This window comes from Nocardiopsis ansamitocini (assembly GCF_030268225.1).
Lineage (GTDB): Bacteria > Actinomycetota > Actinomycetes > Streptosporangiales > Streptosporangiaceae > Nocardiopsis_D > Nocardiopsis_D ansamitocini.
In genome coordinates, this window is the sequence record NZ_BSQG01000003.1 from 158,991 (window position 1) to 180,970 (window position 21,980).

Genomic DNA, 21,980 nt, shown 5'->3' on the forward strand with positions numbered 1-21,980 from the left:
GTCGCGCCGTCGGGGGCCGCGTGGTCGCTGAGGTCCGCGGTGGGTTCGTCGTCCAGGTCGGTGGTTGCGGGGCCGGTGCCCAGGTTGACGGTCGCGCCGTCGGGGGCCGCGTGGTCGCTGAGGTCCGCGGTGGGTTCGTCGTCCAGGTCGGTGGTTGCGGGGCCGGTGCCCAGGTTGACGGTCGCGCCGTCGGGGGCCGCGTGGTCGCTGAGGTCCGCAGTGGGTTCGTCGTCCAGGTCGGTGGTTGCGGGGCCGGTGCCCAGGTTGACGGTCGCGCCGTCGGGGGACTCCTCGGCCGGAACACGGCCGAGGAGCCCGCTCAGGTCGGTTGTGGCCTCGATGTCGGATTCGCCCTGGCGGTCCCCCGGTGCGGGGGAGCCGGGTTCGCCGCTGAGTTCGGCCAGCGAGCGGACGTGCTGCGTCCAGTCACCGCCGTCCCACCAGCGGAGCTGATCCTTCGCTCCCTCGGGGTCCGCATACCAGCCTGGTTCGATCGATCCACCCATGCGCGACAGACTAAACGGTTTTCGGTCCCAAAAGGACCTCGGGGCAGGATCGCCTCGACCGTGACGTCCGATCAGGACGGGCTGGTCGTCGCATGTGGACGCGTGCCGTTGTGGCTGCGCCAGACCGGTTGGGGCGAGGTGCTCGGGGCCTGTTCCGGGCGGGGCCGGGGGATCGCCGCACCGCGCATCCGCTCGATGTCGATGGCCCCCGGCCCGTCCGCCTTTGAGCCGGGAACCTGCGACTGGCCGAAATGCCCTCCCTGGGCCCACAGCCGCACGCTTCTCGGACGAGGGAGCGAAGCGGGCCGGGGGATCGGGGACCCGGCCGGCCAGTGGCGCGGGACGCCCCAGGAGTCGAGCCATTCGAGAATACGATCCAGGCCGATGAGCGGGCCGTTCGTGAAGGGGAAGGCAGAATGTCCCAGGACCAGCACCCGCACGCAGACGCGTCCTTCCTGGGCCCAGTCGGTTGCGGTGCCCTGAGGGCGCCTGGTCGCCGCGGCCGTCGCGGGAAGCAGTTGCACGATCTCACCGTTGACGGGATTCCAGACCAGGTGAGCGGCTCGCTCGTCGTCGCCCAACTCTCGGGCGATTGCTCTCGCGGACAGTTCTTTCGGGTCCGATTCGGTTGTGTGCCAGACGGCTCTCGGCGCGCCGCCGTGCAGGCGGCCTCCAGTGATCGTGCCGTCCGCCCGTTCGACACCAGGCATCCACGCGTTGGCCACAGCGGCCACCTCTCAGCGAGTTCCCAAGTTCCTGTTCCGCACCGCACCCTTTTGCGTACGCGAATAAGTCGGGTAAGTCCATAGGCGGCACTCGATGGGCAAGTATGATCTATCTGTCCGGTATGGCTGATTGCCTCTTCGCCCAGTACCCGCGGCCGGATCCGGCCATTCGTCGTCCCCCGGCGCGCAATGGGGTCAGGGCGTCTCCTCGCCTCCGATCCGCAGGGCGAAGGACTGGAGGAAGATGTCCCCGATTTCGGTGGGGTCGTTCGTGAAGTAGGCCGCGCCGTTGGTCGCCGCGGCGATCTTCTGGAGGGGTTTCGGGTCCAGGCCCGGCCCGAAGGAGATCGAGACGACGGCTACCGGACGGTCCTCCATGAACTCCGCTTCCAGGGTGCTCAGCAGCTCGTTCAGGGAGATGCTGTTGTCGTCGTCGTTGTTTCCGTCGCTCAGCACCAGGATCGTGTTCACCCGGTCGGGCTTGTAGGTACGCGACATCTCCCGGTGCGCGGCCAGGATCGAGTCGTAGAGTCCGGTGTCCCCATCGGGTTCGGGGGTGATCCGGTCCAACGCCTTGGCAAGGGCTTCCTTCTGGGTCTGCTCGCCGACTTCGGCCGAGAGCGGCCTGATCGGAACGGTTTCCCGGTAGTCCAGGTCGTTGTTGATCCGGACCGAGAACTCCCATACCCCGATTTCGGAATCCGGTTGGAACAGGCTGAGCCCTTGGGCCGCGGCCTTGGTGGTCACCTCCATACGGTTCAGCCCGGTGCCCGGGACGGGTTCGGCCATCGAACCGGACACGTCGACCAGCGTCAGCAGCCGGGTGCTGAGTTTGAGCTGGTTCCATGACGAGGTCAGCGACCCCAGGGCCGTGTCGCTGGGAGCGGGCAGGCTGTCGGGGGCCTCGGCTTGGAAGCCGGCATCGGGGTGGAGAGTCCCGGAGTCGGCGCCACCGTCGGGCGAGCGGAACCCTTCGGCGCGGATCGCCGCGTGTGCTTCGTCCGTCACGAGCGATTCGCGGAAGAGTTCGATGGCGCGCAGGGTGAGCGCGTCGCCGGAGCGGACCACATAGGGGTAGTCGAGGACGTAGGTCCCGCTCTCGGGGTAGTTGACCCGGACCGGGGCGTCGGCGTGTTCGACGTTGTAGCGCCAGGCCGCCTGTTCGCTCAGGACCAGCACCGGATCGGGGCCCTCTTCCTCGCTGTCGCTGAGCGTGTTGAAGGCGCTCTCCTCGTCGATGGAGACGGTCTGCTGGAGATTTTGCAGCGCGGCGATGAGTTTGGGCTTGCTGGCCTCGTCACTGCCGATCGCGTCGCTGATCAACGCGAGTGTGGCCAATCCGGACGCGCTGCGCCCGGGGTCCACCAGGCGCACCCGATAGGCGGGGGTCTTCCCGGAGCCGGGGGCTGCCGTCGGAACCAGGGTCTGCCACGAGAAGGCTTCTCCCGCCTCCTCCGCGTCGGCCGCGGCCTCGGCCGGCATCGTCAGCACCAGGGGCGAACGGGCGACCGATGTCCCGGTGTCGGTCAAGGTGGTGCTGCCTGCGTCGCGCTTGGCGATCCTGGGCCACAGGTTGGAGTCGGGGATCCACACATCGGAGTCGGTGTCGCCAATGGTCGGCCCGGCACCGGTGATCCCGTAGGCGACGTTGGCCGAGTCGATGCCGCGCACGTCGACGCGCACACAACGGCCGTCCACGACGCGCTTCTCCCCGTTGAAGGTCCCGGCGAGTTCGGTGAGGACAGGGGCGATCTCGGGGGAGGCCGCGACACCGACCGGTAGCTCCTGACCGCGGCACCCGTCCTGACCGCCGAAGACGAACCAGCCGGTCACCCCGAGGCCGAGGAGGATCGCGACGGCACCCGCGAGTGCGACGAACGCGCGACCCCTGCCGCGATTGCGTCGCTTCCTGCTCGAACGAGGGCGGGGATCGTAGGCGTCGTCGTCGCCGTTTTCGCGGTGGCGTCCCAAGATGTCCTCACTGGGGGAAGTTAGGTATCCATTGGTGTGGGATGGAACGGTACCCACGCCCGCATCCGCGTGGAAGGGCCGAAAGGCGGGTTCGGATCCCTTGGGGGGAAGACCCGGACGGGGCGCGGACGTGGGACGGGTGACGTGCCGATGGGGTCGGGGAGGAGGGTGAGCGCGGCGGGGAGAGCCCGACCCCCCCTCTTCTCGTGATTCGATTGTGATCTGCGGGTGGGGTCCGCCGCCGTCCTCCGGTCGGGCCGCGTCGTTTCGCGGACGTCGTCCTGGCTGCGACGGAGCGGGGGAGTGCGTCGGACGGCTCGGGTGTCGTCCCCGTCCGGCCGGCTTGATCTCAAGGTGCCGCTGTCGGGCAACGCCGCTAGAATGTCGCCGCTCGCGCCAGTTGTTTCTGGAACGCGCGTGCCGGATGTGTGGTCGTTGTCGACGTGCCGCGGGGGCGGCCGGACGACCCGTCGCACCGGGGCGTGCCGGGGGTCGCGGGATCGGAGAACGGACGGGGATCCCCGTCGACGTTCTCCGCGATCATCTGACTTCGTAGAGCGGCGGCCATGTCCAAGCTGAACCCCCGTCGAGGCTTCCTCGGCACGATCGGCACCGTGGTGCTCGGATCACTCTGCCTCGGAGGCGCGGTTGCCTACACCGCTGTTGTGGGGACCTCTCTGGTGGGTCTCCCCGAGACCATGCCCGAAGCACAGGAGCTGCACACCATCAGTGGTCTCACCGACCTTCCTCCCGCCCCGGTGGCCTTCCTCAGCGTAGAGGTGGTCGACGGTGAGGACAGCTACGAGCGGACGCTCAGCTGTTTCGGTGATCCCCTCAGCGACCCCGCCTCCTGCGGAGAGCTCGCCCAGGCCGCGGAACAGGAAGACCCGGCGGGGCCCTTCGAGGAGGTCTCCAGCGGTTCCATCTGCACCGACGTTGTTTACGGTGCCGAGCATGCCACCATCACCGGGACCTGGGAAGGCGTGGAGATCGCCACGGAGGTGACCCGTGAGGGCTCCTGCCACGAGGCCCGCTGGCAGCGGCTCACCGCGCTGACCGACCGCCCCGAGTAGCGCGGCGCTCCGCCGGAGTCGGCGAGAATGGGGCGGTGAACGTCATCGAGGTCCCAGACGCAGCCGACGAACGGCTTGCCGACTACGTCCGACTGCGCGACGTCAACCTTCGTAAGAGCCTGGAGTCCGAGCACGGCCTCTTCATGGCCGAGGGGGAGAAGGTCGTGCGTCGCGCCCTGCGCGCCGGATACCGCCCGCGCTCGTTCCTGCTGACTCCCCGTCGCCGTGCCGCTCTGGCCGACCTGGTCGAACAGATGACGGCTCCGGTCTACGTCGTCGCCGAGGAGGTCGCCGAGGCGCTGGTCGGTTTCGACCTTCACCGCGGCGCTCTCGCTTCCTTCGAGCGCAAACCCCTCCCGGGGATGGACCAGGTACTCGACGGTGCCCGTCGTGTGGTGGTGTTGGAGGACATCGTCGACCACACCAATGTCGGGGCGATCTTTCGCAGCGCTGCCGGACTGGGGATCGATGCCATCGTGCTCGCGCCCCGTTGCGCCGATCCCCTCTACCGGCGTTCGGTGAAGGTCTCCATGGGAGCCGTCTTCACCCTGCCCTACACGAGGCTGCACGATTGGTACGGCGGTCTTGCGGATCTGCGCGAACGCGGGTTCCAGCTGTTGGCGATGACGCCCGCCCCCGGCTCCGTCCTGCTCGCCGATGCACTGGCCGCCGCCGACGGCGACCGGCACGCCCTGCTGCTGGGAACCGAGGGCGACGGGCTTTCCTCCCGCTGGATGGAACAGGCCGACGTCCGTGTGCGCATTCCGATGGTCCAGCGTGACGTCGACTCCCTCAACGTCACCGCGGCCGCGGCCATCGCCTGTTACGAGATGGTGCGGGGGCACTCGGTGGATCGTGCGGACGCGGGGACGGTCTAGACAGAGGAACCGTGCGGTGCGCCGGAGGGGACGACGAACGTCCATGCGCCGGGCAGCACATGCCAACTGCGTGCGGTGACGTTCTCGAAGAGCTCACCGTCGTTGCTGGCCGTCACCGATTCGCAGACGAGTGTGACGCTGCGGGCCTGGCGCCGGTAGACGTCGATCTCCATGGGGTGGGTGCCCCGGTGGAGCCGCACCGCGTGTGCGGCCCGTCGCCAGAACCCGCGCGAGCGCGAGACCACCAGGTTGATCGTTCCGTTGTCGGCCCGCGCGTCGGGATCGAGCGTCCCCGAACCGCCGCCGATGAACCGGCCGTTGGCCAGCCCCGCCATGAGGACCTTGTGGCGCGGGCCGATCACCAACTCGTCGTCGGCTTCCACCATCATGCGGTAGCCCTGCGCCGCCCACCCCGCGATCAGCCCGCCCACCGGGAAACTGACCGGGCCGAGGACCTTTTTCCACTTCGCTGCTTCTTTGGTGGAGTCCGCGCCTATCCCCACGTGCACCGCGTTGACGGTCACCTCTCCGGTGTCGTCCACGAACAGGTCCAGGGGGGTCGGCGTCCCGGCGAGGAACGCCCGGGCCGCGCCCACCGGGTCGAGCGGGATTCCCAAGCCGCGCGCGAAATCGTTGCCGGTCCCCAGAGGCAACAGTCCAACGGTGCGTTCGCCCAGCTCGCCGCGGCGGTAGAGGGCGTTGGCCAGGGCGTGCAGACTGCCGTCGCCGCCCGCTACCAGAAGTGTCTCGTGCCCGCCGTCCAGCACCTCTTCGAGCTCCTTGGCGTCGCTCGAGTAGGCGACCTCCACCGCTTCTGCTCCGGCGATCGTGAGCTCGCCCACCGCGATGCGCAGTTGGGTGTCCTCGTTCGTTCCTGCCTTGGAGTTGCTGATTACGAGCATGAGGTCGTTCCTCGGGGTGCGAAAGTGAGCCGGCGGAGGCCGGTTGAGGGGAGACGGACACGCTTCGCGTGGGACGGCGTTCCCCTGGACTTCCTCATACTCCCCCGGAGCGGGCGGATCACACGCCCGAGCAGGAACGGACGCGTTCCCTGCTGGTAGTTTCGGTCCGATCGTGGTCCAAGCGTGGGTGAGTCGGAGAACGAGGTGGGTGCGGCGTGACCGGACGGGTGCTGGTTCCGTGGACGCAGAACCGGGACAACGCTCCCGACGGACTGCGGGTCGAGGTCTACGACGGAAGCGCCGAACCTCCCGTGGATCTCGACGACGTCGTCTTCTACGTGTTGCCCTACGGGGCCGAGCCGGTGGACCTGATGCGGCGGATGCCCCGGTTGCGTGCCGCGCAACTGCTCACCGCCGGCTACGAGCACGCGGTGAACGCGTTGCCCGAGGGGGCCTCCCTGTACAACGGTCGCGGCCTGCACGACGCCAGCACGGCCGAGCACGCACTCGGCCTGATCCTGGCGGCCCAGCGGGAGCTTCCGCTGTGGGCGGCCGAGCAGTCCCGGCACTCCTGGGACCCGCACTACACCCGCTCGCTCGCCGATTCCCGGGTGCTGATCGTTGGGTACGGCAGCATCGGGGAGGCGATCGAGGCCAGGCTGCTGCCCTTCGAGACCGATGTGGTCCGCCTTGCCCGCCGGCCCCGCCCCGACGCCGACGTGTACGGCATCGACGCGTTGCACGGGCTGTTGCCCGAGGCCGATGTCGTGGTGATCGTCGCGCCGCACACACCGGCCACCGAAGGACTCGTCGGAGCGGCCGAGCTCGCGTTGCTGCGCGATGACGCACTCGTGGTCAACGTCGGCCGCGGTCCGGTCCTGGACACCGCCGCGCTGCTGGCCGAGAACGGTCGGATCCGCGCCGCGCTGGACGTCACCGACCCCGAGCCGCTTCCCCCGGGCCACCCCCTGTGGGATGCCCCGGGCGTCTACCTCACCCCGCACGTGGCCGGCGGCTCCGCGACCTTCTATCCCCGGGCGAGGCGTTTCGTGGACGAGCAGTTGCGCCGGTGGTCCGTCGGCGAGCCACTGCTCAACCGGGTGGCCCTCGACCACGGGTGACGTCGCGTCGTCGAGGGGCGCTCTCCTCACCCGCGGTCCTGACCGTCGGGACGGGGGATCTGTGCTCAGGGGTGCAGCCGGGCCCGTTGCTTCTCGCTCTCCCGGACGAGCCAGGGCTCCGTCAGTCGCGCGTCCGCGCAAGGGCTGTTGCGCCGTAGCCCGTCGAGGTAACGGCGGTCCGCCGCCACCCGCTCGTGGAACGCCGTGGCGTCTCCCACCGATCCGTGGCCGCACACCACGTGGCGCACCGGCAGTGCGGCCAGCCGGTCCAGGCCGGCCGAGTAGTCGCCGAGCGGGTCGGCCCCGGTCAGGTCCAGCAAGGGGATCTCGATGTCGGAGCACATGTCCCCGCAGATCAGCACCCCCGTATCGGGGAGAAACAGTGCGGCGTGTCCGGCGGAGTGCCCGTCATGAGCCACGACGACCGCCTCCGTGCCCGGCCAGGGAAGGCGGTCGGCCCCTTCGGGCAGTGGGGTGAGCGCGCCCACCAGCCGCAGGTCATGGCCCGGCGCGTCCGCCGCCAGTTCGGCGAGCAGTTCCGCGCGGTTGGTGTGTGCGGCTTCCACGGCCCGCGCGGTCGCGTACCGTGGGACCTCTCCCAGGTCGGAGTGCCAGAGCACGTGGTCCCAGTGCGCGTGTGTGGAGAAGCCCGCGGTTACCGTCAGCCCGTGTCCGCGCACCGCAACGCCCAGTGCCACTATCTCGGCCACCGCGACCCCGGGGTCCACCACCAGGCACTCGTTCCCGGAGACGATCACTGTCGAATTCGTCCGGCACCACGGGGAGGTGCCCACCAGCACACCGGGTGCGATCTCGCTCAGCATGACGCCATCCTGGCATCCGCGCGTGTGGCGGCCTGCGATCCGACCGGGCGATTGTCACCGGCGCACAGCAGACTGGGGGCATGCGCATCGCGGTGGTCCCCGACTTCGAGGGTGGGGGCCGGTTGCAGGAGATCAGCTCCGACGGAGGCTCCGTCGGTCCGGTCCGAGAGGTCGCCGACCTCGTCGGTACCGTCGCCGACTACGAGCGCGCGTCCGGTCCAGCGCCCCGCTGGGTGTGGGCGGCGACCGACGAGGTCTATCCGCCGCTGGTCGAACGGGCGTCGCGGGTGGGGCGCTGCCACGACATCGGCCTCGTCGAGACACTGCTGTTGGGCTACCACGGCAGATTCGGCGAGGCCAGGTCGCTGGGCGCTGCCTGGGCCCGATTGCGCGGTCTGGAGGTTCCCCCCGATCCTCCCACCCGTTCGGGCACGGGGGCCGAACCCCCGCTGGCTCTTTTCTCGGTGGACCGGTCCACCCTGCCCTCCGGCACCGATCAGCTCGATGCGCTGGTCCAGGTGCACGCTGACCAGCAGCGCCGGATCGGTCGGCTGCCCGAGCCGGAGAAGTTCGCCCTCCTGGCCGCGGTGGAGTCCGCTGGTGCGCTCGCCGCTGTGGAGATGGCGCACGACGGTGTCCCGTGGCGCGCCGAGGTCCACGACGAGGTCCTCACCGCTCAGCTCGGCCCGCGTCCCGTAAGGGGAGTCCGCCCCCGGGTGCTCGCCGAACTCGCCCGTGCCGTCGGGGAGGCGTTCGGCCGCGAGGTGAACCCGGACTCGCCCGCCCAACTGCTCAAGGCGTTCGCTGCGATCGGCCACCCGGTGGCCTCGACCCGTTCCTGGGAGATCGGCCGGATCGATCATCCGGTCGTGCCGCTGTTGCTGCGCTACAAGGAACTGGCCAGGTTGTACTCGGCGAACGGCTGGACCTGGCTGGACGCCTGGGTGCGCCAGGGCCGCTTCCGCCCCGACTACGTGGCCGGCGGCGTGGTCTCCGGTCGATGGGCCACCCGCGGCGGAGGCGCGCTTCAGATCCCCAAGATCGTGCGCCGCGCGGTGTGCGCCGATCCGGGGTGGACACTCGTCACCGCCGACGCCGGGCAGCTGGAGCCCCGAATCCTCGCCGCGGTCTCCGGCGACCGCGCCCTGGCGGCCGCGGCCGGGAGCGAGGATCTCTATGCCCGGCTCGGTGCGGTCTTCGGCGCGCGCACCGTCGGCGACGAAGCGGGCCGTCAACGGGCCAAGATCGGCATGCTTTCCGCGATGTACGGCCAGACCGGCGGGGACGCCGCACCGTTGTTGCGCACGATGCGGCAGGCGTTTCCCCGGGCGCTGGACTACGTGGACGCAGCGGCACGGCAGGGGGAGCAGGGGCGGTTGGTCCGCTCCTGGTTGGGACGAACCTGCCCGCCGCCCTCACCCGCCTGGCGGCGCGCGGTCGCCGGGGACGGCGGGGAGGATGACGCGGCGACCCGGCGGAGCGTCCGGGATCGTGGCCGCTTCACCCGCAACTTCGTCGTCCAGGCGACCGCAGCGGAGTGGGCGCTGGTCTTCCTGGCCGGGGTCCGGCGTCGTCTCGCGGCAGCGGCCCGCAACGACGGTGAGGCGCAACTGGTGTTCTTCCAACACGACGAGTTGGTCCTGCACGCCCCGGTGTCGATGGCGGGTGAGTGCGTGGAGTTGCTCAAGGAAGCGGAGGCCGAGACCCGGTCGTTGCTCTTCGGGAAGACAGAGGTAAGATTTCCGCTGGATATCGCTGTGGTCGAGTGTTATGCCGATGCTTGAACGTGGGCTTTCAAGGGCAACTCGTCGATTCTTGTTTGCTTAGCACGCTTGAAACAAACGGACTTAAGCCCCATTGTTGTACACGACAAAACAGGCCACTGAAAGGTGAGACCGTGGCGGTTCGGCAGCGGCTGACGGTTTGCACGGGAACGACAGTGGCCTTCGTGGTGGCCTTCAGTGCTTTCGGTGCACCTGCCTGGGCCGACCCCCGGCCCAACGTGGCGGACCGGCCCCCGGTCAGCGTCTCCGTCCCTTCCGGTGGGGGAGTCGACCGCGACCAGACCCCCGCTCCGCGTTCCTCGCCCCCGGTCGCCGACGAGGACGCGCTCACGCGCGACATCCGCGTCGAGGACTTCGCGGAGGCGCGTTCGCGCGAATACTTCGTTGCCGCTCCCGATTCCCTGGACGACGCGATCGTCGCGAAAGTGCGCGCGCTGAAAGCAGTGGACGCGGTCGAGGTCGTCGACGCGGCCCGGGTCGAGGTCGACGGCAAGGCGACCTCGGTCCTGGGCGTCGACCCCTCCACGTTCCGCAACTACGCCCCCGAGCCGTCCGCCAAGTCCGATGAGATCTGGCAGGGCATCGCCGAGGGGCGGATCGCGCTGTCCGACGAGGTCGGAAAGCAGCGCAAGCTCGAACTGGGCAGCACCGTCACCATTGCCGGCGGCAAGGGGCGGGTGGACAAGGAGGTGTGGACGCACGCCACCTCCGGGGTTGCCGGTATCGACGCGCTGATCTCCAGGGATTCCGCTGAAGAGCTCGGCTTCCCCACCGGGAACGGACTGGTCGTCTCCGCGCCCGATGCCGACCTGTGGGACCTCAGGGACGAGCTGGAGAAGGTCCTCGGCGAGGACGCCGGGCTTCAACTGCTTGCCGAGGAGCCGGAGCCGCGTCCCTCTGACGCCGCCGGCAGCGCGGTGGGCGACGCGATCGTCGAGGACATGATCTCCGCCGCGCGGACCCAACTCGGTGTTCCCTATGTCTGGGGAGGGATGACCCCCGAGGGCGGGTTCGACTGTTCCGGCCTGGTGCAGTGGGCGTTCGGCCAAGCGGGGGTCGCGGTGCCGCGCGTCACCCACGACCAGTGGTGGGCCGGCGAGCACGTCGACTACGCCGATGCCAAGCGTGGGGACCTGATCTTCTGGCGCAGCGACCCCAGTGCCCCCGACTACATCTCGCACGTGGCGATTCTGCTGGGCGACGGCACGATGATCGAGGCGCCGCGCACCGGTGACGTCGTGAAGGTCACCGACGTCCGGCTGCGCAACCTCGCCGGTGTGGTCCGGGTCCACGTCGGCGACTAGCGCCGGGGCCGACCGGCCGCAACAGAGACGGGGCCGCACCGCGCCGGTGCGACCCCGTACTGTCTCCTGGCGTTGAGACCAGCCGGGAGGGGAGGGCTGGCTCGGCAGGAGGGGAAGGCAGGGAGTGGCTCGCTGAGGGAGGGGGTGTTCAGCGGGACGATCCCTGCGTAAGGCTCATTCGATTATCGGTCGATGCCTTCGTATATGGAACAGCTGTTTCCCATGCGCAAACATAAGCCGCGAGTGGTCTTTTTGGCAAGGCCGAGTCGGCATCACCACTATGGATCTTAAAATAGCCGAAAAAGCGGCAGCTCATGGCAAATCAAGCATGATCTCGCGGGCTGCGGCCCGGACCCGGAGCCCCAGTTCTGCGCGTTCCTCGGGGGTGAGCGCAGGTGCTTCCAGGTAAACCACCGACACGGCGGCCGGACCCGCCGTCGAGGTAATCGGAGCCGCTACCGACGACATGCCGGGTAGGACCTCGCTGCGGGAGTAGGCCCACCCCTGTTCGCGCGCGCGGGCCACCTCGGGGCGCTCGCCCTGGCGCGGCGGCCAGGCGGACAGCAACGCCATACCGGGGGCGCCCTGTTCCAGGGGGTGGCGCATACCCGGTGCGTAGGCGATGTGGGCAACGGACTGGCGGGGTTCCACCGACAGCAGTGTGATCGCCTCGCCACCACTGGGGACGACCAGGAAAGCCGTCTTGCCGGTTTCGTTGGCCAGGAGCGACATCGCCGGCAGTGCCGCCGACTGCAGACCGGGGGAGACGCCACGGGCCAGGACGGGGAGTCCGAGCCCCAGTTCGTAGGAGCCTTCGCCGGTCCTGCCGACGAGGCGGTGGTCCTCCAACGTGCGCAGGATCCGATAGATGATGGATCGGTGCACCTTGAGTTCGCCGGCCAGGCCGGCGATGGTCATCGGAGCCCCGGCCTCGTGCAGAATCTCCAGGACCCGGATTCCCCGGTCGAGCGTTTGGGACCGGGTTCCGGGGAAGTCCGGCCGCGGACCACGGTCGCCCCCTGGGGCGGGTTCCGTCATGCGCGTTCTCCTCAGCACTCTGGTCCGGTCCCCGTGGGGCGAACCTTGCTCGGTTAACGAGTCGTGCGATCAATAGTCGCACAGCGCAAGAACCTCGGAAGGTTTCATGGTGTCCTGAATCACATTTTCTGCTGTTGTCGGGCAGCCTATCGACCCACCGCGTACCCCTGCGAACCCCGCGGATTCGCCGCCGCGGAGAGCGCACCGGTATCGGGGTCGCGGCGCACGGCACTGAGCCGGCCCAGTGACCAGGGGCCCGACTCGACTACTCGGTGGCCGCGGCGGCGCAGCTCGGCGATCTCCTGGGTCCCCATCCTCGACTCCGCCACCATCTCGCCCGGCACGGTCTCGCGCGGGTGGAAGGAACTGGGGAAGGCGTTGGTGTGGAACATGGGAGCGTCGATCGCCTCCTGCAGGTCCATGCCCCCGTGCGCCAGACGCAGGAAGAACGTCAGTGACCATTGATCCTGCTGGTCGCCGCCCGGGGTTCCCAGTGCGAGCACACCCTCTCCCTCCCGGGTGACCAGGGTGGGCGTCAGCGTACTGCGCGGTCGTTTTCCCGGTGCCACCACGCTGGGCGAACGGGGGTCCAGCCAGAACATCTGCGCCCGGGTCCCCAGGGGAAAGCCCAGTTCCTCGATCACAGGGGAACTGGCCAGCCATCCGCCGCTCGGGGTGGCCGAGACGAGGTTGCCGTTTCGGTCGACCACGTCGACGTGGCAGGTGTCGCCGCGGTGCTCGCCGGTCGCCCCGAGCGTCGGCTCGCCGCCGGCGCGGTCGATCGCCGCGGTACTGCCGCTCAGGTAGCGCTCGGGCAGGTACGGCACCCGCCCATCGGGGGACCCCGGGCGCAGTTCCAGCGATGCGGTCTCGCCCACCAGGGTGGCCCGTTGCTCGGCGTACTCGGTGCTCAGCAGCGTTGCGAGCGGTACGTCGGTGAAAGCGGGGTCGCCGTACCACGCCTCCCGGTCGGCGAAGGCCAGCTTGGCGGCCTCGGTGACAAGGTGGGCGAACTCGGGCGAGAGTACGTCCGCCTTGCCGGTTTCCAGCGCCTCGGCCAGTGTGAGTTGTTGAAGGAACACCGGCCCCTGCCCCCACGGTCCGGTCTTGTGCACCGTCAGCCCGTTGTGCTGCACGCGGGTGGTCTCTTCGTAGCCGGCCCGCCATTGGGCCAGGTCGGCTCCGGTGAGCAGGGCGCGGCGCGGTATCCCCGAAGCGTCGGGTACGGGGGCGGAGAGAAAACCGGTGATCGCCTCTGCCACGAAGCCCTCGCGCCAGATCCGGCGGGCCGCGTCGATCTGCCCTTCCCGGGTCCGCGCCGCCGACCGCGCCTCGCTCGCGATCCTGCGATAGGTCGCGGCCAGTACGGGGTTGGTCTGCCAGGTCCCGGGGGCGGGGGCCCGGCCGTCCCGCAGGTACAGCCGGGCCGATCCGGGCCACCAGCGGGTGAACACCTCCGACAGCTCGTTGATCTTCGCCGAGATCTGCGCGAGAACGGGGAAGCCGTGTGCGGCGTAGCCGATCGCCGGTTCCAGGACGTCTTCCAGCCGCATCGTGCCGTAGTCGCGCAACAGGAGCATCCATGCGTCGAACGCGCCGGGCACGCACGCGGCCAGTACACCGCTGCCGGGGATGCGATCCAGCCCGTCGAAGGCGGCCGGGACGGCCGCTGCCGGAGCCGGTCCCTGGCCGCACAGCACCTGGGGAGACTCCCCGGCCTTGTGGAAGAGGACGGGCACTTCACCGCCCGGGCCGTTCAGGTGCGGTTCGACCACCTGCAGGGTGAAGCCGGCGGCCACTGCCGCGTCGAAGGCGTTTCCGCCCCGCTCCAATGCGGCCATTCCCACCGAACTCGCCAGCCAGTGTGTGCTGGCGACCATGCCGAACCTGCCGCGCAGCTCCGGTCGGGTGGTGAATCCGGGCATGGACGCCTCCAGGGGGTGCGGGGACGGGCGTTTCTCGTGGGCGAGCGGCCAGGTTACGCAACCGTGCCGCGGGCGCGGCAACCCCGCCGACACCCCCTTGTCGGTGTTCCATGTCACATCTATGATCGTTCTAAATAAGAATGATGTGTTCGATATCCGATCTAAGGGTGGCCGCACATGGGTAAGCCGTTCGCGAGTTCAGCCGATCTGGAAGACAAGCAGCAGACCCTGGAGGTCCTCGCCGAAGGCGTGTACACGCTCACCGCAGAGGGGGACCCCAACGTCGGAGCCGTCGAGGGGGAGGACTTCCTGGTCTGCTTCGAGGCACTGGCCACTCCTGCCGCAGCCCGGGACTGGCTGGCCAAACTGCGCGAGCACACCGACAAACCCATCCGCTACCTGGTGCTCTCCCACTACCACGCGGTCCGCGTCCTGGGGGCCAGTGCCTTCGACGCCGACGTCGTCATCGCCCACGACAACACCCGCCTGCTCATCGACGAGCGCGGCAAACAGGACTGGGACAGCGAGTACGGGCGCATGCCGCGGCTGTTCAAGGACCCCTCCTCCATTCCCGGCACGACCCACCCCGACGTCACCTTCGACGACCGCCTCACCATCGATCTGGGCGGCGATCGCGGCGACCTGGTCCTGCAGTACTGCGGCCGGGGCCACACCGAGGGGGACGTCGTCGCTTGGCTTCCCCGCCACCGCATCCTCTTCGCCGGTGATCTCGTCGAGGCCGAGGCCGCGCTCTACACCGGTGACGCCTTCCACCACGACTGGGCCGGGGCCACCCTCGACCGGGTCGCCGCCTTCGAGGCCGAGGCACTGATCGGGGGCCGCGGCCCGGTCGTCAGGGGGCGTGCGGCCGTGGACGCGGCCATCGCCCAGACCCGCGGTTTCCTGGACACCATGCGCGAGCAGGTCGGTGGCGTGCATCGGCGCGGGGGCACCCTCAAGGAGGCGTTCACCGCCGCTCACGCCGCGCTCGCTCCGCGTTTCGGCGGATGGCCCATCTTCGAGCACTGCCTTCCCTTCGACGTGGCCCGCTTGTGGGAGGAGTACGAGGGGCAGGAGCGGCCCACGATCTGGACCGCCGAACGCGACCGGGAGGTGTGGGAGCAGTTGCAGGGATGACGGTGACCGCCCGCTGTCCAGCGACCGAACGGGAGGAACCATGACCCCCGCCGTGCCCGCCCCCGCTTCTCACCGGTCCCGTCGTCCGCCCGTCCTCATCAGCGGTGCCGGCCCGGTCGGACTGGCCACTGCCTTGACCCTCGCCCGGTTCGGTGTGCCCAGCACCGTCTTCGAGGCCCGCGCCGAACCCGACGCCGAGCACGCCGTCCGCAGCGGTTCCAAGGCGATCTGCTTCCAACGCGACGTCCTCGACGTCCTCGCCCGCCTGGGGGTGGCAGAACCACTGCTCGCCGAGGGCACCACGTGGACGACCGCGCGCACCTACTACCGCGGGCGCGAGGTCCGCACGGTCGCCTTCCCCGGCGCGCCGGCGCGCGCCGGCCTTCCGGCCCCGCTGCCGCCGTGGATCAACATCTCCCAGGCCAGGGTCGAACAGGAACTGCTGCGCGCGGCAGCGGTGCAGCCACTGGTCACGGTCCACTACGACCACCGCGTCACCGCGGTCGACCAGGACACCCGCGGAGTGACCGTGCGCACCACCGGTGGCGGCGGCGCCCGGCTCGCCCACGGCACCCACCTGGTGGGAGCGGACGGGGCGGGCGGCGACGTGCGCAAGCTCCTGGGGGTCGGCTTTCCCGGTGGCTCCTTCGACGACCGATTCCTCATCTGCGATATCCGCGCCGGGCTGCCGTTTCCCAACGAACGCCGGTTCTATTTCGACCCCGAGTGGAACCCAGGACGCCAGGTCCTCGTGCACCAGTGCCCCGACTCGACATGGCGTATCGACTGGCAGGTGCCCGCGGACTACGATCTCGATGCCGAGCGCGACAGCGGAGCCCTCGACCAGCGGATCCGCACGATCGTGGGGGACCGGCCCTACGATCTCGTATGGTCCTCGGTCTACCGGTTCCACGAGCGCTGCGCCGAACGTATGCGTTCGGGACGGGTGCTGCTCGTCGGGGACGCCGCCCACCTCTACGCGCCGTTCGGGGCACGCGGCCTCAACTCCGGCATCCACGACGCCGAGAACGCCGGATGGAAGATCGCCGCAGCCCGTGGAGCACGCCCCGGCCCGGCCGATGCCCTGTTGGAGAGCTACCACATCGAGCGCTGGGCCGCCGCCCAGGAGAATCTGCGGGTCACCGGCGCCACCATGCGTTTCCTCGTACCGCAGGACGAGCAGCAGGCCCGGTTGCGGCGAACGACACTGGAACTGGCCGTGACCGATCCCGCTGCGCGCGATCGCATCGACTCCGGGCGACTGGCCGAGCCCTACTGGTACCCCCGATCGCCGCTGATCACCCCGCCTGCGGTGCCGTCCGCTCCGATGGCGACCGGCGGTCAGCACCCGCCCGTTCCAGGAGTGATATGCCCCGACGGTCCCTACTTCCCGTCGGGAGAGACCGAGCCGGTTCGGATGCGCAGCGTGCTCGGGCCGGGCCTCACCGTCATCGTGGCCCGTGCGGACCAAGCCCGCGCACTCGCCGACGTGGGAGTCGGACTGCCCGTTGCGGTGCGCATCTTCGTTCTGGACGACATCGACCCCACCGGCACCCTCGCCGCGGCGTTGCGCTGCGACGGCAGTACCGCCCACCTGGTCCGTCCCGACGCGCACCTGTGCGCGGTGCTGCCGGCCGGTGACGGCGCCGCGGTCCGTGCGGCTCTGCGGCGAGTGTGCGGGGACCCGCCCGAGGGCCCGCCGCGGCCCGGAACCGGAGAGCGTTCGGCAGGGCAGGCCCCTGCCCCCGTGGAGCACTGAGGTGCCGTTCGACGGCACTGACGAAAGGAGCGTCCGATGCCCTACTACCGCGCGGTCGGGGAGATCCCCCGCAAACGCCACATCGTCTTCCGCAAACCCGACGGTGGTGTCTACGCCGAAGAGCTGATGGGAGAAGAAGGCTTCTCCTCGGACTCCTCACTGCTCTATCATCGCCATCTCCCCACCGCCATCGTCGGCGCCGAACCGGTTGCCGAGGCCGGGGACGGGGCGGCACAGCCCAACCTGCCGCTGTCCCCGCGGCACTTTCGTACCGGGGACCTGCCTGCGGGAGGGGACCTGGTGACAGGGAGGCGCCTGCTCGCGGCCAACGCCGACGTGCGCATCTGTCTGGCCACCACCGGTCAACCGAGCGAGCTGTACCGTAACTCGATGGGCGACGAGACCGTGTACGTCCAGTCGGGGGCGGCCCGGTTCGAGTCGACCTATGGTGTGATCGATGCGGTCGAGGGCGACTACGTCGTCATCCCCACCGGAACCATTCACCGCTGGGTCCCCCGCGAAACGGTCACCGCGCTGGTCATCGAGGCGGCAGGGCACGTCCGGCCGCCCAAGCGCTACCTCTCCGCCAACGGTCAGCTCCTGGAGCACGCGCCTTACTGCGAGCGGGATCTACGCGGCCCGGTGGAACCGTTGGTGGTGGAGGGTGACGAGGCGGTGGCCCCCACCCCGGTACTGGTCCGGACCCGCGGCGGCCTCACCCGGCTGACGTTCGCCCACCATCCCTTCGACGTGGTCGGCTGGGACGGCTACCTCTATCCCTACGCCTTCAACATCAACGACTTCGAGCCCGTGGTGAAGAAGACGCACGCGCCGCCGACGGTCCACCAGACCTTCGAGGGGCCGGGGTTCGTGGTGTGCTCGTTCTGCCCACGCCCACTCGACTTCCACCCCGATGCGGTCCCCATCCCCTACAACCACCACAACGTGGACTCCGACGAGTTCATGTACTACGTCGGCGGGGACTACGCGGCCCGCAAGGGCTCGGGAATCGACGTCGGATCGGTGTCCCTGCACCCCGCCGGGTTCACCCACGGCCCGCAGCCGGGTGCGGTCGAAGCCGCGCTGGGCGCCGCCCGGACGACGGAGATGGCCGTGATGATCGATACCTTCCGGCCACTCGACCTCGGTCCGGCGGCGCTTGAGTGCGAGGACCCCGGTTACGCCTGGAGCTGGGCCCGCTGATGGCAGGAACCGCCGTCCTGTTGCGCGGCCTCGTCGACGACGCGGGCCTGTTCCCCCCCCACCGCACTGCCTATGGGGCAGGCGTTGGCACGCCACCGGGCGGACCGCATCGTGGCCGACCCCATGCTCACCGGGCGTTTTCTGTGCCCGGTGAGCCGGTGGGACGAGTTGTGCGCGGGACTCGGGCCCGGGGAACAGGTGGACGTCGGGCTGATCCTGGACACCGAGCAGGCGCTGCTCGGCGGGGTCGCCGTCGCCGATTCCCGGGTTCGGGTCACGCACTACGAGGTCAGGGCCCCCGGAGCCGGCATCGGCAAGGCGCTCCGTCCCCTCGTGCGTACCGGTGCCGACGGGCGGGGCACGCCAGGAGAGGGCCGGGTGCGGCTCCCGGTCTATTTCGAGTTCGACCGGGGACCGGAGGGCCGCGGCAACCTCGCGGGGCTGGCCGGCGCCGCCGGTCTGCGGGCCAAGGTCCGGTGCGGCGGAGCACGCGCCGACCTGTTCCCCGGCGCTACGGAGCTCGCCGCGTTCATCGGCGCGTGCGCCGAACACGGGGTGCCGTTCAAAGCCACCGCGGGGTTGCACCACGCTGTACGCCACACCGATCCCTCGACCGGGTTCGTGCACCACGGCTACCTCAACCTGCTGTCGGCCACTGCCGCGGTGCTGGTCGGGGAAGGCGAGGAGGGGGCCCGCCGGGAACTGCTCCGCGATGACCCCGCTGCTCTCGCCGAGCGGGTCCTGGCACTGGACGAGGACACTGCCGTCGAGGTCCGGGAACTGTTCATCGGGTACGGCTCGTGCAGTACGCGCGATCCGGTGACCGATGCCCGCGAACTCGGCCTCCTCGATCCGCCCCGGTGACCGGAAGCCGGCGGTCGCCGGTCCGCCGTCCAGCCGGCATGCCCGACCCAGCAGACTGGGCTGACCCGCGGTCGGCGAGCGCGGGCTCCCGGCGGCCCGCGGAGCGGCCGGCCGCAACGACTACCAAGGAGAATCGTGACGAACAGTTGGGTTCCCGGAGCCGACGCGTCGGGTTTCGGCGCCGACAACCTGCCCTACGGGGTGTTCTCCCGTGCGGGTGCCCCGCCCCGGGTGGGGGTGCGTATCGGTGACTACGTCCTCGACCTCGCCGGGGCGCTGGGCGATTCCGAGTTCTTCGCCGCATCCCTCAATCCGTTCATGGCCCGTGGTTCCACGGTGTGGCTGGCCACCCGGGCCAAGGTCGCGGGGATGCTCACCGCCGAACAGGGCCGGGCCGTGGCCGAACCGAATCTCGTTCCCCTCGGCGAAACCGTGCTGCGTCCGCCGTTCGAGGTCGCCGACTACGTCGACTTCTACTGTTCACTGGAGCACGCCTCCAACGTCGGGGCGATCTTTCGCCCCGGTGACGAGCCGCTGAAACCCAACTGGCGTCACCTTCCGGTCGCCTACCACGGCCGATCCGGCACCGTGGTCGCCTCCGGAACCGACATCGTCCGGCCTTCCGGCCAACGGCTGCCTCCCGGCGCAAAGGAACCGGTGTTCGGGCCCAGCACCCGCCTCGACATCGAGGCCGAACTCGGGTTCGTGGTGGGCACCAGGACCGCTTTGGGGCGGTCGGTCTCGGTCTCCGACTTCGCCGAGCACGTGTTCGGCGTCGTCCTCGTCAACGACTGGAGTGCCCGCGACATCCAGGCGTGGGAGTACGCCCCGCTGGGACCGTTCCTGGGCAAGTCCTTCGCCACGTCGGTCTCGCAGTGGGTGGTTCCCCTGGACGCTTTGGGGGCGGCCCGTTGCGCGGGTCGGGAACAGGATCCCGCGCCTCTGCCGCACTTGCGTCGGCTCGCGGACTGGGGGCTCGACATCACCATGGAGGTGCGGCTCAACGGGCAGGTGGTGTCGCGCCCGCCTTTCGGCGCGATGTACTGGACGGCCGATCAGATGCTGGCCCACCTCACCAGCAACGGCGCCGCGCTGCGCACCGGCGACCTCTACGCCTCGGGAACGGTCTCCGGTCCCCGGAAGGACCAGCGGGGTTCCCTCCTGGAGCTCACCTGGGGCGGCAGCGAGCCGATCACCCTGGGCGACGGGAGTACGCGCACCTTCCTGGAGGACGGTGACACCGTCACCGTCACCGCTCGCGCTGCGGGTATGGCCGGGGCGACCATCAGTCTGGGGGAGGTTACCGGGACCGTCCGGGCCGCACTCTGAACCCGCCCCGAGAACGAGGGCCCCGCCGGCTGTCGCGACGGGGCCCTGCTGATTTCTCGGGTCACCCGGTCACAGCCACGGCAGGAGGTCCCACAGTCCCCGGCCCTGCTGCGGTTCCGCGGCCGGTTTGCCGCTCGCCTCCGGCTTGTTCGCTTCCGGCTTGTCCTGCGGTGCGTTCGCCTCGGGCCTGCTGGCCTTGGTCGATGGGGAGGGGCTCGCCGCGGGCTCCTTCGTGTCCTCCCCGCTCAGGTTCAGCACCATCTCGTCGATCTGCCACTTCTGTACGTCGAAGGCCGCGGCGCACTCGGTCACCGCCGCGGTGCGCGCCGACTCGTCGGTCCGCAGCCACGTCTGTGTGTCCCACCCGGGGATGGTCGCCCCGCTGGAGGTCACCACGCTGGAGACACCACCCGGGTCGTCCGTCTCGTCCTCGGTGGTCTCCTCGGACGGGCTCACCCCACTGATCAGGCAGCTGGAGATCTCGGCGATCATCGCTTCCGAGAGTTCTTTCTCCCCGTCCTTCTGAGGCTGCGTGGAGGGTCCTCGCGACGGCTGGGCGCCCGGCCCGCTCGGAGCGGGAGCGGCCGGGGACGGCTTGGCCACCGGTGCCCCCGTATTGCCCGGCGGGACGACCGGAGGCTCCAAGGGCGGTTTGGCGACGGGTGCGGCCGGTGCCGCAGGAGCCTCGGCCGGGGGTTTCGGCGCAGTGGCCTCGACGGGTTCGGCCGGCGTGGCCGGCTCGGCAGGTTCCGCCGGCACAGCAGGCTCGGCGGGCTTCTGCTGGACGGGCTGCTGGGCACCCGGCGGTTGCGCGGGTTCGGCCGGCTTCTCGGACTGCCCGTCGCCCGGCCCCGCGGACGGCCGTGCCGAGGGCACCGCGGAGGGAAGAGTGGAAGGAGCCGCCGAAGGAGTCGGCTGGCCGAATTCGAACGGGAGCGTGAACGGAGGGATGAGGCCCGGGAAGATGTCGACGGGAGTGGCGGTGCTGCCGCTTTCCCGCGCGGTCACGCCCTCGGCCATCGCGGTCAGCTCGGCGCGCTTCCACCGCTCGGGCTGGAGGAAGAGTGTGACCGCGACCCCCTCGCGGTCCAGCCAGAATGCGTCCCCGGTGGCCTCTGAGACGTAGGCGTCCCGGCCGTTGACGGCGGTTTTCTCCAGGTGTTGGGGTGCCAGGTGCGAGTAGCGCGCGTCGCGCACCTTGTCGAGTTCGGTGAGCTTGTCGTCTCGGACCACGGTCACTTTGCCGTAGACGACGCCCGGCCCCTGGACCCAGGAGACGTGCGAGGTCCGGTTGCCCCGGCGGTCGGTCGAGCTCTCGGCACTGATGCCGTACCGGTCCAGTCCCGGGGGCAGGTAGTTCACGTCGAACCCGTCGAGCGAGTAGGACGATGCTTTCTGTTGGACGACTGGCCAGGGCAAGTGCGGCGGCTGGTCGCCGGCCGCCGCAGTATTGCCTGCGGCGCCGAACGCGGCCAGGGAAACAGTGGCCGCGCCCGCCAGCGCGGTCCACCTCTGGGGCTTGCGCATCTTCGACCTCTCCTGGGACTACTCTGGGTATTCAAGATGGGACCCTCTGTGGTTTTAGGTGCCACCTGACCCAAAAATCTCACACGAAGTGACCAATTGATGACAGTAGG

The 21,980-nt window shown here is 69.9% G+C and carries 18 protein-coding genes; 10 read left to right on the forward strand and 8 right to left on the reverse strand.

The window, feature by feature from the left end; genetic code table 11:
• From QSJ59_RS10445 to QSJ59_RS10455, 3 genes are all read right to left on the reverse strand, one after another.
• Positions 1-506 (reverse strand): DUF2510 domain-containing protein (locus tag QSJ59_RS10445; protein ID WP_285759023.1); only part of this gene is annotated, 506 nt, incomplete at its 3' end.
• Positions 507-577: 71 nt separating this feature from the next.
• Positions 578-1,231, reverse strand: coding sequence for a hypothetical protein (locus QSJ59_RS10450; protein WP_285759025.1), 654 nt, complete (start codon positions 1,229-1,231; stop codon positions 578-580).
• Positions 1,232-1,426: 195 nt separating this feature from the next.
• A complete protein-coding gene (locus QSJ59_RS10455; protein WP_285759026.1) occupies positions 1,427-3,202 on the reverse strand; it encodes a substrate-binding and VWA domain-containing protein in 1,776 nt (591 codons plus the stop codon).
• A gap of 566 nt (positions 3,203-3,768) precedes the next feature.
• Here QSJ59_RS10455 and QSJ59_RS10460 point away from each other — a divergent pair.
• Together QSJ59_RS10460 and QSJ59_RS10465 are read left to right on the forward strand one after the other, a co-directional pair.
• Complete coding sequence (locus QSJ59_RS10460) at positions 3,769-4,275, forward strand: hypothetical protein (RefSeq protein WP_285759028.1); 507 nt, start codon at positions 3,769-3,771, stop codon at positions 4,273-4,275.
• Between the two features lie 35 nt (positions 4,276-4,310).
• Positions 4,311-5,153, forward strand: a complete 843-nt coding sequence (locus tag QSJ59_RS10465; protein ID WP_285759030.1) for a TrmH family RNA methyltransferase — start codon at positions 4,311-4,313, stop codon at positions 5,151-5,153.
• On the opposite strand, the gene QSJ59_RS10470 is transcribed toward QSJ59_RS10465, so the two are convergent.
• A complete protein-coding gene (locus QSJ59_RS10470; RefSeq protein ID WP_285759032.1) occupies positions 5,150-6,055 on the reverse strand; it encodes a diacylglycerol/lipid kinase family protein in 906 nt (301 codons plus the stop codon). The genes QSJ59_RS10465 and QSJ59_RS10470 overlap by 4 nt on opposite strands.
• Before the next feature lie 215 nt (positions 6,056-6,270).
• Here QSJ59_RS10470 and QSJ59_RS10475 point away from each other — a divergent pair, with 215 nt between their 5' ends.
• Positions 6,271-7,176: a 2-hydroxyacid dehydrogenase gene (locus QSJ59_RS10475; RefSeq protein ID WP_285759034.1), complete on the forward strand. Its 906-nt coding sequence runs from the start codon at positions 6,271-6,273 to the stop codon at positions 7,174-7,176.
• Positions 7,177-7,241: 65 nt separating this feature from the next.
• Here the strand turns inward: QSJ59_RS10475 and QSJ59_RS10480 are convergent, their stop codons facing one another.
• Positions 7,242-8,000, reverse strand: coding sequence for an MBL fold metallo-hydrolase (locus QSJ59_RS10480; RefSeq protein WP_285759036.1), 759 nt, complete (start codon positions 7,998-8,000; stop codon positions 7,242-7,244).
• Positions 8,001-8,080: 80 nt separating this feature from the next.
• Between QSJ59_RS10480 and QSJ59_RS10485 the strand changes: the two genes are divergently transcribed.
• Together QSJ59_RS10485 and QSJ59_RS10490 are read left to right on the forward strand one after the other, a co-directional pair.
• Positions 8,081-9,784, forward strand: coding sequence for a bifunctional 3'-5' exonuclease/DNA polymerase (locus QSJ59_RS10485; RefSeq protein ID WP_285759037.1), 1,704 nt, complete (start codon positions 8,081-8,083; stop codon positions 9,782-9,784).
• A 113-nt stretch (positions 9,785-9,897) separates the two neighbouring features.
• Positions 9,898-11,088, forward strand: a complete 1,191-nt coding sequence (locus tag QSJ59_RS10490) for a C40 family peptidase (RefSeq protein WP_285759038.1) — start codon at positions 9,898-9,900, stop codon at positions 11,086-11,088.
• A gap of 312 nt (positions 11,089-11,400) precedes the next feature.
• Here the strand turns inward: QSJ59_RS10490 and QSJ59_RS10495 are convergent, their stop codons facing one another.
• Together QSJ59_RS10495 and QSJ59_RS10500 are read right to left on the reverse strand one after the other, a co-directional pair.
• The gene (locus QSJ59_RS10495) at positions 11,401-12,126 is read right to left on the reverse strand and encodes an IclR family transcriptional regulator (RefSeq protein WP_285759039.1); all 726 of its coding nucleotides are present in this window, start codon (positions 12,124-12,126) and stop codon (positions 11,401-11,403) included.
• A 146-nt stretch (positions 12,127-12,272) separates the two neighbouring features.
• Positions 12,273-14,051: a gamma-glutamyltransferase family protein gene (locus QSJ59_RS10500; protein ID WP_285759554.1), complete on the reverse strand. Its 1,779-nt coding sequence runs from the start codon at positions 14,049-14,051 to the stop codon at positions 12,273-12,275.
• 177 nt (positions 14,052-14,228) lie between these two features.
• On the opposite strand from QSJ59_RS10500, the gene QSJ59_RS10505 reads away from it, so the two are divergent.
• The 5 genes from QSJ59_RS10505 to fahA all read left to right on the forward strand — a co-directional run bounded on the left by QSJ59_RS10505 (position 14,229) and on the right by fahA (position 20,343).
• Entirely contained in the window at positions 14,229-15,188 is a 960-nt protein-coding gene (locus QSJ59_RS10505; protein WP_285759041.1) for an MBL fold metallo-hydrolase, read from the forward strand.
• Positions 15,189-15,228: 40 nt separating this feature from the next.
• On the forward strand, positions 15,229-16,947 hold the full coding sequence (locus QSJ59_RS10510) for an FAD-dependent monooxygenase (RefSeq protein ID WP_285759043.1): 1,719 nt from the start codon (positions 15,229-15,231) through the stop codon (positions 16,945-16,947).
• Between the two features lie 36 nt (positions 16,948-16,983).
• Positions 16,984-18,150, forward strand: a complete 1,167-nt coding sequence (locus QSJ59_RS10515; protein WP_285759045.1) for a homogentisate 1,2-dioxygenase — start codon at positions 16,984-16,986, stop codon at positions 18,148-18,150.
• A gap of 72 nt (positions 18,151-18,222) precedes the next feature.
• Positions 18,223-19,014 (forward strand): hypothetical protein, encoded by a 792-nt coding sequence (locus tag QSJ59_RS10520; protein ID WP_285759047.1) that lies wholly within the window; start codon positions 18,223-18,225, stop codon positions 19,012-19,014.
• A 135-nt stretch (positions 19,015-19,149) separates the two neighbouring features.
• A complete protein-coding gene (gene fahA, locus QSJ59_RS10525) occupies positions 19,150-20,343 on the forward strand; it encodes a fumarylacetoacetase (RefSeq protein WP_285759048.1) in 1,194 nt (397 codons plus the stop codon).
• 69 nt (positions 20,344-20,412) lie between these two features.
• Here the strand turns inward: fahA and QSJ59_RS10530 are convergent, their stop codons facing one another.
• On the reverse strand, positions 20,413-21,870 hold the full coding sequence (locus QSJ59_RS10530) for a hypothetical protein (RefSeq protein ID WP_285759050.1): 1,458 nt from the start codon (positions 21,868-21,870) through the stop codon (positions 20,413-20,415).
• Positions 21,871-21,980 lie beyond the last annotated feature (110 nt).

Bases quoted from the DNA above. Each gene is read 5' to 3' on its own strand.
- QSJ59_RS10460 (WP_285759028.1), top strand. From the start codon at position 3,769: ATGTCCAAGCTGAACCCCCGTCGAGGCTTCCTCGGCACGATCGGCACC.
- QSJ59_RS10470 (WP_285759032.1), bottom strand. From the start codon at position 6,055: ATGCTCGTAATCAGCAACTCCAAGGCAGGAACGAACGAGGACACCCAA.
- QSJ59_RS10480 (WP_285759036.1), bottom strand. From the start codon at position 8,000: ATGCTGAGCGAGATCGCACCCGGTGTGCTGGTGGGCACCTCCCCGTGG.
- QSJ59_RS10485 (WP_285759037.1), top strand. From the start codon at position 8,081: ATGCGCATCGCGGTGGTCCCCGACTTCGAGGGTGGGGGCCGGTTGCAG.
- QSJ59_RS10495 (WP_285759039.1), bottom strand. From the start codon at position 12,126: ATGACGGAACCCGCCCCAGGGGGCGACCGTGGTCCGCGGCCGGACTTC.
- QSJ59_RS10500 (WP_285759554.1), bottom strand. From the start codon at position 14,051: ATGCCCGGATTCACCACCCGACCGGAGCTGCGCGGCAGGTTCGGCATG.
- QSJ59_RS10505 (WP_285759041.1), top strand. From the start codon at position 14,229: ATGGGTAAGCCGTTCGCGAGTTCAGCCGATCTGGAAGACAAGCAGCAG.
- QSJ59_RS10510 (WP_285759043.1), top strand. From the start codon at position 15,229: ATGACCCCCGCCGTGCCCGCCCCCGCTTCTCACCGGTCCCGTCGTCCG.
- QSJ59_RS10515 (WP_285759045.1), top strand. From the start codon at position 16,984: ATGCCCTACTACCGCGCGGTCGGGGAGATCCCCCGCAAACGCCACATC.
- QSJ59_RS10520 (WP_285759047.1), top strand. From the start codon at position 18,223: ATGGGGCAGGCGTTGGCACGCCACCGGGCGGACCGCATCGTGGCCGAC.
- QSJ59_RS10530 (WP_285759050.1), bottom strand. From the start codon at position 21,870: ATGCGCAAGCCCCAGAGGTGGACCGCGCTGGCGGGCGCGGCCACTGTT.